This is a genomic window from Asticcacaulis sp., assembly GCF_020217185.1.
GTDB lineage: Bacteria > Pseudomonadota > Alphaproteobacteria > Caulobacterales > Caulobacteraceae > Asticcacaulis.
Window position 1 is genome coordinate 1 of record NZ_JAIWNX010000144.1, and the last position, 10,000, is coordinate 10,000.

The window sequence follows — 10,000 nt, forward strand, 5'->3', positions numbered from 1 at the left end:
TCGTCGAGTGCGTCGTCTTCGGCGTCTGCAACGGCCGCCCCGGCCGAGGCGGTGGCCAAGCTGAACCCCGTCGATCCGGTGCCGGAAGGCAAGGGTCAGATCGTCTTCTTCCGTCCCTCGCGCTTTGTCGGCGCGGCCGTCAGCTTTTCGGTGCGTGAAGGGGATACGGGTATCGGCAAGCTGACCAACGGCACCTATTTCGTCCATGTCGCCGAACCGGGCACGCACGAATACAATATCTCCTTCGAAACGCGCGATACGCTGCGTCTCGAAGTGGAAGCCGGTGAGACCTATTACGTCATCCAATCCATCGCCATGGGCGTGATCGGCGCGCGTCCGAACCTGACCCCTTCGACCGAAGAGGCGTTTCAGGAAAAGAAGCTGAAGGTCACCAAGGCCAAGGCGACGGATCGCAAGTAGGGTCGAACTCAGCCCGTCAGGTCCATACTCCCCCAGTTTACTGGGGGAGGTGGATTTTTGCGGGACGCAAAAAGACGGTGGGGGGGCGGCCCTGCCACCACGCCCGTCAGGCGCGGTCCCCGGCCCCAGTAAACGGCGGATGCAGGAGACGGGCTTACTTCAACGCCTCGCGCTTTTCCTCAAGCTCCAGCCACTCCATCTCGCCGTTTTCGAGATCGGCCCGCGCCTTTTCCAGCGCCTTCATGGTGGCGTCGAAGCGTTTGGGGTCCTTGGCGTAGAGGTTGGGGTCGTTCAGCGTCGCCTCCAGCTTTTTGATCTCGGCCTGCCATTGCGGCATCAGCTTGTCGAGGTCTTCGAGGCGCTTCTGATCCTTATAGCTGAGCTTTTTGGCCGGGGCCTTGGGCGCAGATGCAGCGGGCGTTGCGGTTTTGGTCGCGGTCTTCCCGGCCGGAGCCTTGTGGCTCAGTTGCTCGAAAAAGTCCGGATTTTGCCGCAGGAAGTCCTGCCAGCCGCCGGGGGTTTCCACCGCCTTGCCCTTGCCATTCAGGGCCAGGGTCGAGGTGGCCAGACGGTCGATAAAGTCGCGGTCGTGGCTGACCAGAATCAGCGTGCCGTCATAGTCGGCCAGCATCTCTTCCAGCAGGTCCAGCGTGTCCATATCAAGGTCGTTGGTCGGCTCATCGAGCACCAGCAGATTGGTGGCAGACGCCAGCGCGCGGGCCAGTTGCAGGCGATTGCGCTCACCGCCCGACAGGGATTTCACCGGCTGACGCAACTGGTTTTCGCGGAACAGGAAGTCCTTGGCATAGGCGGCGACGTGGCGCGGTTGCCCCTGCACCATGATCTGATCCGAGCCGGAATTGGCCAGTGCGTCCCACAGGGTCTCATCGCCTTTCAGCGTGTCGCGCCCCTGATCGAGATAGGCGACTTCCAGCGCCGTGCCCAGACGGATTTCGCCCTCATCCGGCGCGATCTGCCCGATCAAAAGTTTGACGAGGGTCGATTTGCCGGCGCCGTTCGGCCCGACAATGGCCAGCCGGTCGCCACGCAGGATGCGCGTCGAAAAGCCTTTGAGCAGTTCCTTGTCGCCAAAGCCCTTGGAGATGTTTTTCAGCTCCGCCACCAGCTTGCCCGACGTGCCGCCGGAATCAATGCTCATTTCCAACTGACGCGGCAGTTGTTTGGTGCGCTCCATCTTTTCGGCGCGCAGGGCCTGAAGGCGGGCGGCGCGGCCTTCGTTGCGCGTGCGCCGCGCCGTGATCGAGCGGTAGAAGGTATAGGTTTCGCGCTCGATGGCCTTTTCCAGACGGCGCAGCGACTCAGCCTGCTCCTCCATGATCTTTTCCGACCAGGCTTCAAAGCTGGCATAGCCGGAATCGAGGCGCATGATGCGGCGGTCGTGCAGCCAGTAGCAGCGCTGGGTGACGCGCTCTAAGAAGGTGCGGTCGTGGCTGACGATCAGGGCCGCGCCCTTGAACTGACGCAACTGGTCTTCCAGGGCCTCGATGGCAAAAATATCGAGGTGGTTGGTCGGCTCATCGAGAAAGATCAGGTCCGGGTCTTCGGCAAAGGCTTTTGCCAAGGCGGCGCGGCGCTTTTCGCCGCCGGACAGAGAGGCGCACTTGGTCGTCGGGTCGAGGCCGAAGGTGTAAAGCTCGGCTTCGGCGGTGTAATGCTCCGCCCCGTCAGACGTCACCCAGTCGAGCACCGTGTCGCCGACGGGCTGCGGTTCCTGAAGCACATAGGCGTAGCGCATCCCCTGCATGACGACGCGTTCACCGGAATCGGCCTCGATAAGCCCGGCCATCAGCCGCATCAGGGTCGATTTGCCCGCGCCGTTGCGCCCGACCAGACAGGCCCGCACGCGCGGTTCCAGCGCGATATCGACACCGTCAAACAGCGGGTTAAGGCCGTCCATCAGGCGGACGTCTTTCAGGGCGAGCAGGGGGGCGCGTGTATTCATGGGGCGGGTGTAGCGTTCGGCGCGAATAACGGCAAGCACTTGATTTCCACACCCACAGAGCGGATAAGCCGCAAACAGCCTCCCCTGCGCCGTGGTGTAGGGGGCGGGTTTCAGACTCTGCCCCCTCCGTCTCGACGCGCTTCGCTTGCTAGAGCGCTTGCCGAAAAGTGTGACGCACTTTTCGGATGAAAAGCGCGTTAAAACAAAACTTAGAGCCATTCGGCGGCTCAACTGAGCCGACGAAGGCTCTCGACACCTCCCCCGTTCGCCTGGCTCACAGGGGAGGATGAAGGATGAAATGACCCAGCCCTCCACCCGACCCTTCTGGCAGATCAAGACCCTTTCGCAAATGACCGTACCCGAATGGGAGTCGCTGTGCGACGGCTGCGGTCTGTGCTGCCTGATCCGGCTGGAAGACGAAGACACAGGCGAAATCATCCCGACGCGCGTCCATTGCCGCCTGTTCGATTCCGGCACCTGCGCCTGTTCCAACTACCCGGATCGGCATAAATACGTGCCCGACTGCATCAAGTTGACGCCGCACAATATCGAGGCGCTGGAATGGATGCCGGCTTCGTGCGCCTATCGCCGCCTGCACGAAGGGAAAGACCTGCCTGTCTGGCACTATCTGATCTGCGGCGACCGCGAAGAGGTGCACCGGCGCGGCGTGTCCGTCCGTGGGCAGACGATTTCGGAAACGGCGCTCGAAGACCCCGAAGATGCGCTCGATTTCGCGGCCTTTGACCTGCTGGAAGACATGTCCAACAAGGGCGAGTAGGGTTTAGACTTCCGCCTTCAGCGCCGCAAAGGCTTCGTGCAGCAGATCGGCAATCGGACGTGCGCCGTTTTCGCGGTTCAGCGCCTCGAACGACAGGCGGATCGCCCCCATGGACAGCATGGCCACCAGCCGCAGCCCGGTTTCGCGCTGTGGGTCGGGCCAGCGCTGACGCAGGGCCTGAAACAGATCGTCCTCATGCTGAACATAGCTCGCCTGCTTGCGGGCCTGTACGGCCGGGATAGAGCGCATCAGCCGGTCAATCGCCCTCATCTCGTCGGCCGGAAAGCGGGCGCACACGGCGATCACCGCGTCGCGCACCGCATCGAGCGGGCGCTTATCGGCGCTTTCGGCTTTCAGGGCCGCGATAATCACTTCGCCCATACCGTTTTGCAGCGACAGCAGGATGTCATCCTTGGACTTGAAATAATAGAAGAAGGTGCGGCGCGAAATGCCGGCGGCGGCGGCGATCTCATCCAGAGTCGTCGCCTCATAACCCTTTTGCAGAAACAGACCCATGCCGACATCGGTGATGCGCTGCAAGGTTTCGCGGCGCTTGCGTTCGCGCAGCCCGTCCTTGGGCGGGGTGTTCGGACCTGTGTCAGCGGGCATAAAATTTCTCTTGGTGTAAAATTGCACTTAGTGTAATTCTATTTTACACCAAGTGTAATTTCATTGAAAGGGAAAGCCGATGGTCAGATGGACCGCCTCCAACATGCCGTCGCAAAAGGGCCGTCTGGCCGTGGTCACCGGCACCGGGGGGCTGGGCTATGAGGACGCGCTCGCCCTGGCGCAGGCCGGGGCCGAAGTCATCATCGCCGGGCGCAGCGCAGACAAGGGGGCGCAGGCGGTCAGCCAGATCCGCAGCCTCCTGCCTGCGGCGCAGGTGCGCTTTGAACCGCTTGATCTCGCCAGCCTGCGCTCGGTTGCCGCCTTTTGCCAGCGGCTGAGCACGCAAACGGATCATCTCGACCTGCTGATCAATAATGCCGGGGTCATGATGCCGCCCAGACGGCTGGAGACCGAAGACGGGTTCGAGGTGCAGATGGGCACCAACTATCTGGGGCACTTCGCCCTGACGGCCGGCCTGATGCCCCTGCTGCGAAAGGCGGATCAGGCGCGCGTCATCAGTTTATCCAGCGTCGCGGCGCGCAATGGTGTCATCGATTTCAATGATCTCAATGCCGAACGCGCCTATAATCCGATGCGCGTCTATAGCCAGTCGAAGCTGGCCTGCCTGATGTTCGCGCTGGAACTGCATCACCGTAGCGAGGCCGCCGGGTGGGGCGTGGCCAGTATGGCGTCGCATCCGGGTGTCGCGCGCACCGATCTGCTGCACAATGCGCCGGGCCGTCACAGCGCCATGGGCTTCACGCGCAGCGCCCTGTGGTTCCTGTTCCAGCCGGTATGGCAGGGCGCCCTGCCAACCCTGTTTGCGGCCACATCACCTCTGGCGCGCTCGGGCGGCTATTACGGACCTGATGGGTTGAGCGAGGTGCGCGGCTATCCGACCGAGGCCCGCATCCCCAAGGCCGCCCTTGATGCAAAAGCCTGTGCGCGTCTGTGGGACGCCTCTCAGGCCCTGACCGGCGTGACCTTCTGAGGCGGTACGTCGCCATACAAAAAGAAAGGGGCCGCAGTTGCCTGCGGCCCGACTTTGAAAAATGGGTAAAGTAAGCTTAAAAAAACCAATGATGCTGAAAACCGCCGCATCGCCTATCTGTGCGAGACAAAAGGTAGCATAACATTGTGACAGCTTTTTACAGGTTACATGCAAATTAGGCATACGGCCTGTCCCCGCTATCCGTCCGGATTTCATAAATCAGATCATTGACTTGATTTTTATAAAGGCCGTTTTGTCCCCGCATTCCGGGGCCGGGCTATAAAAGGCGCATGGACGGACATGCGCTCACACTCTCAGAAATGCGGATCGAAATGCAATCGCAGCAGTCAGAACTACTGGCTCTCGGTCAGGAACTGATCCGTGACTATGGTCGGATCAACAAGGCCGACGACGAGGCCGGGATCGAACGCAAGGCGAAAAACCTCGCCCTTGTGACCAAGGCCGTACAGGGGGTGCATGAGCTCATCAGCCGTTTCGGAGAAACGGAAATGGATGACGGTGACACCACAACCCCCCTTCTCAGCCCCGAAGAGCGCAAGGCTCGATATGAAACCCGGCGCGCTGAGGTCCGGGCTAAACTCATTGATATCGCAACTCGAATGCGTGCCGACCTGGCAGAACAAGCTGGATCAGTGGATGGACCAGCATCTGGTATCGGATGAGGATTTAGACTGGTTCGATCGCTGGGGCACGCAGGCGCACCCGCACCAGACGCCGCCGGAAGGCGACTGGATGACCTGGCTGCTGCTGGGCGGGCGCGGGTCGGGTAAGACACGCGCCGGGGCCGAATGGGTGCAGGAAATGGCCGAACCGGGCGTGCGGATCGCCCTGATCGGCCCCAGCCTGCACGATGTGCGCGAAGTGATGATCGACGGGCCGTCAGGCCTCAAAGCCATCGCGGCGCACGACGGGCGGCCCGAATACGAAATTTCGCGGCGGCGGCTCATCTGGCCCAACGGGGCGATGGCCTATGCCTTTTCCGCCGAAGACCCGGAAAGTTTGCGCGGGCCGCAGTTTCATTATGCGTGGGCTGACGAATTCTGCGTCTGGCGCAAGCCGGCGGAGACTCTGGCGCTGTTGCGCATGGGCTTGCGGCTGGGGCAACGGCCCCGTTTGTGCGTCACCACGACGCCCAAACCGGTGGCGGCGCTGCGCAAGCTGATGGCCGAGCCGGGGTTGGAAATCCGCCGGGCGGCGACCAAGGAGAACGCACAATTTCTGTCGGACAGCTTTCTGTCCGGCCTTGAGACCCTCTATGGCGGCACGCGGCTGGCGGCGCAGGAGCTGGACGGGCAGGTGGTCGAAGCCTCCGATCGTGCCTTGTGGCGCGCGGCGGATTTCGAGGCCTGTCGCGGCAATGCACCGGCCACCTTCGATGAGGTGATCGTGGCGGTGGACCCGCCCGTGACCCAGAATGGAGATGCGTGCGGCCTGATCGTCGCCGGACGGCGGGGCGATCGCGCCTATGTGCTCAAGGACGCTTCGGTGTCCGGCCGCTCGCCCACCGGATGGGCGACGCAAGCGGCGGCTCTGGTGCGTGAGCACGCCGTCCGGCGGGTGGTGGCCGAGGTTAATCAGGGTGGCGATATGGTCGAGACGGTGCTCAAAAGCGCGGGCGTTGAGGTGCCCGTGCATAAGGTGCGGGCGCGCGTCGGTAAACGTCTGCGCGCTGAGCCGGTGGCGGCGCTTTATGAGCAGGGACGGGTGGTGCATGTGGGTCAGTTTCCGCTGCTCGAAGAGGAGCTGATGGGGCTGGGCGACGGGTCGCTGGACCATTCGCCGGACCGTGCCGATGCGCTGGTCTGGGCCATCACGGCCCTGCTGATCGACGGCCGCGCCGAGCCGCGACTGCGGCGGATGTAACGTTTTCGAGAACACTATGACCTTTCTTAACGACCTGTTCGGGCGGCGACGCCGTGCGCCCGAAATACCGCCTGAAATCCCGGAAACCAAGGAGTCGGCCTCGCGCGCCCTGATCGCGCTGACCGGGGCCGGGCGACCGCAGTGGACGCCGCGCGCCTATGAGGCGCTGGCCCGCGAAGGCTTTGCGCGCAACGCCGTGGCCTATCGCTGTATACGGATGATTGCGGAGGCTGCGGCCTCGGTGCCGCTGCGCGTCGATGTCAATGGTCGTCACGACCCCACGCATCCGCTGGCGCAACTGATGGAGCGGCCCAATGGCGAGCAGGGCGGGGCCGACCTGCGTGAGGCGCTTTACGCTTCGCTGCAAACCGCAGGCAATGCCTATCTGGAGGCAGCGGAACGCCCGGACGGTCAGAGGGAGCTGTGGGCCCTGCGCCCTGAGCGCGTGAAGGTCGTGCCCAATGCGCGCGGCTGGCCCGACGCTTATGATTATGGGGTGGACGGACGATCGGTGCGTATCGGGCGCGATAATGAGGGCTGGCTGAAGGTGTTGCACCTCAAACAGTGGCACCCGCTCGATGACTGGTACGGGTTTTCGCCGCTGGAAGCCGCCGCCTTTGCCATCGACGTGCACAATGCGTCTGGTGCCTGGAACAAGGCGCTGCTCGACCATTCGGCGCGACCGTCCGGCGCGCTGATCTATGGCGGCAAGGGGTCTGAGCGCCTGACCGAAGATCAGTTCGAGCGGTTGAAGGCGCAACTGGACGATACCCATACGGGTACGGACAATGCCGGGCGGCCCCTGCTGCTGGAAGGCGGGCTCGACTGGAAGCCGATGTCCTTGTCGCCATCGGAAATGGACTTTATCGCGGGCAAGCATGCGGCGGCGCGCGAAATCGCCCTGGCCTTTGGCATTCCGGCGCAACTGCTGGGCATCCCCGGCGACAACAGCTACGCCAATTACCGCGAAGCCAATGCCGCCTTCTGGCGACACACCGTCCTGCCGCTGGTCGAACGGACGACGCGCGGCCTGTCCAACTGGCTGGCGGCCAAATATCCGCAGGCGCGGCTGGTGCCGGAGCTGGATGCGCTGCCCGCCCTGTCGGTGGAGCGCGAAGCCCTGTGGGCGCGGCTCAACGCGGCGGCCTTTGTCAGCGAAGCGGAGAAGCGGCGGCTGGCGGGGCTGAGTGCAGCGGAAAAGCCTGAGGGGAGGGCCGATGACTGACATCTTCACCGGTGGCGTCATCGTCACCATCGTCCTGCAATCGGCGGCGGCCCTGATGTGGTTCGGTCGCGCCAGCGCGCGGCTCGATACGCTGGAGGCGCGCCTGCAACAGCAGGCGGGCGTCGTGGAGCGTCTGGCGCGGCTGGAGGAACAGGCGCTGGCCACCCGTGCCGCGCTGTCGCGCATTGAGGCCAAGCTCGATCAGGAGCGTGGCTGATGGTGCCCATCGAAGGCTATGCCTCGCGCTTTTTTGAGCGCGATCTCAACGACGATGTGGTGGTGCCAGGCGCCTTTCGCGACAGCCTGATCCGTTCCGGGCCCGAAGGGGTGCGGATGCTCTATCAGCACACTGTCCACACGCCCGTAGGCGTGTGGGATGAAGTGTTTGAAGACGAGACCGGTCTGTTCGTCCGGGGACGGATCATCCCCGTCACGTCCGAAGCCCGCATGGCGGCCAGTGTCGCCGAAGCGGGCCTGATCGACGGCCTCAGCATTGGTTTTGAGGCGCAAAAGATGCGCCCCGACGCCACGGGCCGCCTGCGGGTTTTGAGCGCCGTATCGTTGTGGGAGGTGTCGCTGGTGACCTTCCCCATGCTGCCCAGCGCGCGGTTCCGCGTGGCGCAAACCTCTTCGCGTCTCCCCTGAGGGAGAGCGGATTTTCAGGAGACATCAATGAAAGAAACCAAACACGCGGTCGCTTCGACCGAGGTGCGTGCGGCTTTGCACGACGTGCTATCGGCCTTCGAGGCCTTCAAGACCGCCAATGATCAGCGCCTCAGCGCGCTCGAAAAGAAGTCGTCCGATCCGCTGATCGACGATAAGGTCGAGCGCATCGAGCAGGGTCTGCAAAGCGCGCAGTCGCGGCTGGATCGCCTGATGAGCCACAAGGCGCGCCCCGAACTGTCGGCCCCGTCGCCGCAGCCGGACGAAACCAGGTCCGCCTGGGACAGCTATATGCGCTATGGCCGCGTGACGGTTGAGCTGAAGGCCGGGCTTTCGACCGGTTCCGGCTCCGGCGCCCTGGCCCCCTATGAGACCGAGCGCTTTATCGAACGCCGTCTGGCGCAGGTGTCGCCGATGCGATCGCTGGCCACGGTGCGGACCGTCGGCGCGGCCACCTTCCGTAAGCCGATTTCGACGGCGGGCGTCGCGGCGGGCTGGGTGGCGGAAGCGGCCAGCCGCCCGGAAACCGACCCGGCCACCCTGTCGCTGATGGAGTTTCCGGCGGCCGAGCTTTACGCCTCGCCGGCGGCCACTCAGGCGCTTCTGGACGACAGCTTCATCAATCTCGATGAATGGCTGGCGGCGGAACTCGAAGACAGTTTCGCGGCGCAGGAAACCGCAGCCTTTGTCTCCGGTGATGGCGTCAACAAGCCCAAGGGCTTCCTCAGCTATGCGACGGCGGCCAATCCTTCCGCGAGCTGGGGGCAGATCGGCTATGTGGCCAGCGGCGCGGCTTCGGGCTTCGCCGCATCGGCTCCGACCGACGCGCTGATGGACCTGATCTACGCCCCGGCGGCACAGTATCGTCCAAACGCGCACTTTGTGATGAACCGCCGCACGGCCGCGACGATCCGCAAGTTCAAGGACGCCGACGGTCACTACATCTGGCAGCCGACCCAGCAGGCGGGACAGTTGCCGCAACTGCTCGGCTATCCGGTGCAGGAGATCGAGGCCATGCCCGACATCGCCGCCAATGCCACGCCCGTGGCCTTTGGTGACTTCGCGCGCGGCTATCTGATCGTTGATCGCGCGGGCCTGAGCGTGCTGCGCGACCCCTATTCGGCCAAGCCCTACGTGCTGTTCTACACCACCCGGCGCGTCGGCGGCGGGGTGCAGAATTTTGATGCGCTGAAGCTGCTGAAGATCGCTGCATCGTAGTCGGATTACACCTCCCTGCCTGTGGCGGGGAGGGGGACCGCACGAGCCGAAGGCGAGATGTGGTGGTGGGGTGTCTTAGATTCCACCCCTGACCTCAACGCGTTGAGATGTATAGGAATTTCCCTCATTTCTGATCCTGTGTCGCTCGCTGAAGCGAAGCTGTTTTTGCGCGTCACTCACGATGAGGAAGACGCGCTGATCACCACCCTTATGGCCGCTGCCGTGGCGCGACTGGAAAGCGCGCTGGGC

General features: G+C 63.5%; 12 protein-coding genes. 10 read left to right on the top strand and 2 right to left on the bottom strand.

Annotated features, from left to right (window positions below; all coding sequences use genetic code 11):
• The coding region (locus tag LDL37_RS06975) for a DUF2846 domain-containing protein (protein WP_290795970.1) at nt 1–420 on the top strand (420 nt) is incomplete at its 5' end.
• A 154-nt stretch (nt 421–574) separates the two neighbouring features.
• On the opposite strand, the gene LDL37_RS06980 is transcribed toward LDL37_RS06975, so the two are convergent.
• The gene (locus LDL37_RS06980) at nt 575–2,383 is read right to left on the bottom strand and encodes an ATP-binding cassette domain-containing protein (RefSeq protein ID WP_290795993.1); all 1,809 of its coding nucleotides are present in this window, start codon (nt 2,381–2,383) and stop codon (nt 575–577) included.
• 298 nt (nt 2,384–2,681) lie between these two features.
• Here LDL37_RS06980 and LDL37_RS06985 point away from each other — a divergent pair, with 298 nt between their 5' ends.
• Nucleotides 2,682–3,161, top strand: a complete 480-nt coding sequence (locus tag LDL37_RS06985) for a YcgN family cysteine cluster protein (RefSeq protein ID WP_290795973.1) — start codon at nt 2,682–2,684, stop codon at nt 3,159–3,161.
• Between the two features lie 3 nt (nt 3,162–3,164).
• Here the strand turns inward: LDL37_RS06985 and LDL37_RS06990 are convergent, their stop codons facing one another.
• The gene (locus tag LDL37_RS06990; RefSeq protein ID WP_290795975.1) at nt 3,165–3,770 is read right to left on the bottom strand and encodes a TetR/AcrR family transcriptional regulator; all 606 of its coding nucleotides are present in this window, start codon (nt 3,768–3,770) and stop codon (nt 3,165–3,167) included.
• Between the two features lie 79 nt (nt 3,771–3,849).
• Here LDL37_RS06990 and LDL37_RS06995 point away from each other — a divergent pair, with 79 nt between their 5' ends.
• The 8 genes from LDL37_RS06995 to LDL37_RS07030 all read left to right on the top strand — a co-directional run.
• Nucleotides 3,850–4,761, top strand: a complete 912-nt coding sequence (locus tag LDL37_RS06995; protein ID WP_290795977.1) for an SDR family oxidoreductase — start codon at nt 3,850–3,852, stop codon at nt 4,759–4,761.
• A 290-nt stretch (nt 4,762–5,051) separates the two neighbouring features.
• Complete coding sequence (locus tag LDL37_RS07000; RefSeq protein WP_290795979.1) at nt 5,052–5,444, top strand: hypothetical protein; 393 nt, start codon at nt 5,052–5,054, stop codon at nt 5,442–5,444.
• Nucleotides 5,419–6,645, top strand: coding sequence for a terminase family protein (locus tag LDL37_RS07005; protein ID WP_290795981.1), 1,227 nt, complete (start codon nt 5,419–5,421; stop codon nt 6,643–6,645). Before LDL37_RS07000 ends, LDL37_RS07005 begins: the two co-directional genes overlap by 26 nt.
• A 16-nt stretch (nt 6,646–6,661) precedes the next feature.
• Entirely contained in the window at nt 6,662–7,870 is a 1,209-nt protein-coding gene (locus LDL37_RS07010) for a phage portal protein (RefSeq protein ID WP_290795983.1), read from the top strand.
• A complete protein-coding gene (locus LDL37_RS07015) occupies nt 7,863–8,087 on the top strand; it encodes a hypothetical protein (RefSeq protein WP_126421435.1) in 225 nt (74 codons plus the stop codon). Before LDL37_RS07010 ends, LDL37_RS07015 begins: the two co-directional genes overlap by 8 nt.
• Nucleotides 8,087–8,515: an HK97 family phage prohead protease gene (locus LDL37_RS07020; RefSeq protein ID WP_290795987.1), complete on the top strand. Its 429-nt coding sequence runs from the start codon at nt 8,087–8,089 to the stop codon at nt 8,513–8,515. The genes LDL37_RS07015 and LDL37_RS07020 overlap by 1 nt, the downstream gene beginning before the upstream one ends.
• A gap of 27 nt (nt 8,516–8,542) precedes the next feature.
• The gene (locus tag LDL37_RS07025) at nt 8,543–9,751 is read left to right on the top strand and encodes a phage major capsid protein (RefSeq protein WP_290795989.1); all 1,209 of its coding nucleotides are present in this window, start codon (nt 8,543–8,545) and stop codon (nt 9,749–9,751) included.
• Between the two features lie 57 nt (nt 9,752–9,808).
• Nucleotides 9,809–10,000: head-tail connector protein (locus LDL37_RS07030; protein ID WP_290795991.1), on the top strand; the 192-nt coding region annotated here is incomplete at its 3' end.

Excerpts from the sequence above, each read along its gene's own strand:
- LDL37_RS07005 (WP_290795981.1), top strand. The coding sequence starts at position 5,419 with ATGGACCAGCATCTGGTATCGGATGAGGATTTAGACTGGTTCGATCGC.
- LDL37_RS06995 (WP_290795977.1), top strand. The coding sequence starts at position 3,850 with ATGGTCAGATGGACCGCCTCCAACATGCCGTCGCAAAAGGGCCGTCTG.
- LDL37_RS07010 (WP_290795983.1), top strand. The coding sequence starts at position 6,662 with ATGACCTTTCTTAACGACCTGTTCGGGCGGCGACGCCGTGCGCCCGAA.
- LDL37_RS07020 (WP_290795987.1), top strand. The coding sequence starts at position 8,087 with ATGGTGCCCATCGAAGGCTATGCCTCGCGCTTTTTTGAGCGCGATCTC.
- LDL37_RS06980 (WP_290795993.1), bottom strand. The coding sequence starts at position 2,383 with ATGAATACACGCGCCCCCCTGCTCGCCCTGAAAGACGTCCGCCTGATG.
- LDL37_RS06985 (WP_290795973.1), top strand. The coding sequence starts at position 2,682 with ATGACCCAGCCCTCCACCCGACCCTTCTGGCAGATCAAGACCCTTTCG.
- LDL37_RS06990 (WP_290795975.1), bottom strand. The coding sequence starts at position 3,770 with ATGCCCGCTGACACAGGTCCGAACACCCCGCCCAAGGACGGGCTGCGC.
- LDL37_RS07000 (WP_290795979.1), top strand. The coding sequence starts at position 5,052 with ATGGACGGACATGCGCTCACACTCTCAGAAATGCGGATCGAAATGCAA.
- LDL37_RS07015 (WP_126421435.1), top strand. The coding sequence starts at position 7,863 with ATGACTGACATCTTCACCGGTGGCGTCATCGTCACCATCGTCCTGCAA.
- LDL37_RS07025 (WP_290795989.1), top strand. The coding sequence starts at position 8,543 with ATGAAAGAAACCAAACACGCGGTCGCTTCGACCGAGGTGCGTGCGGCT.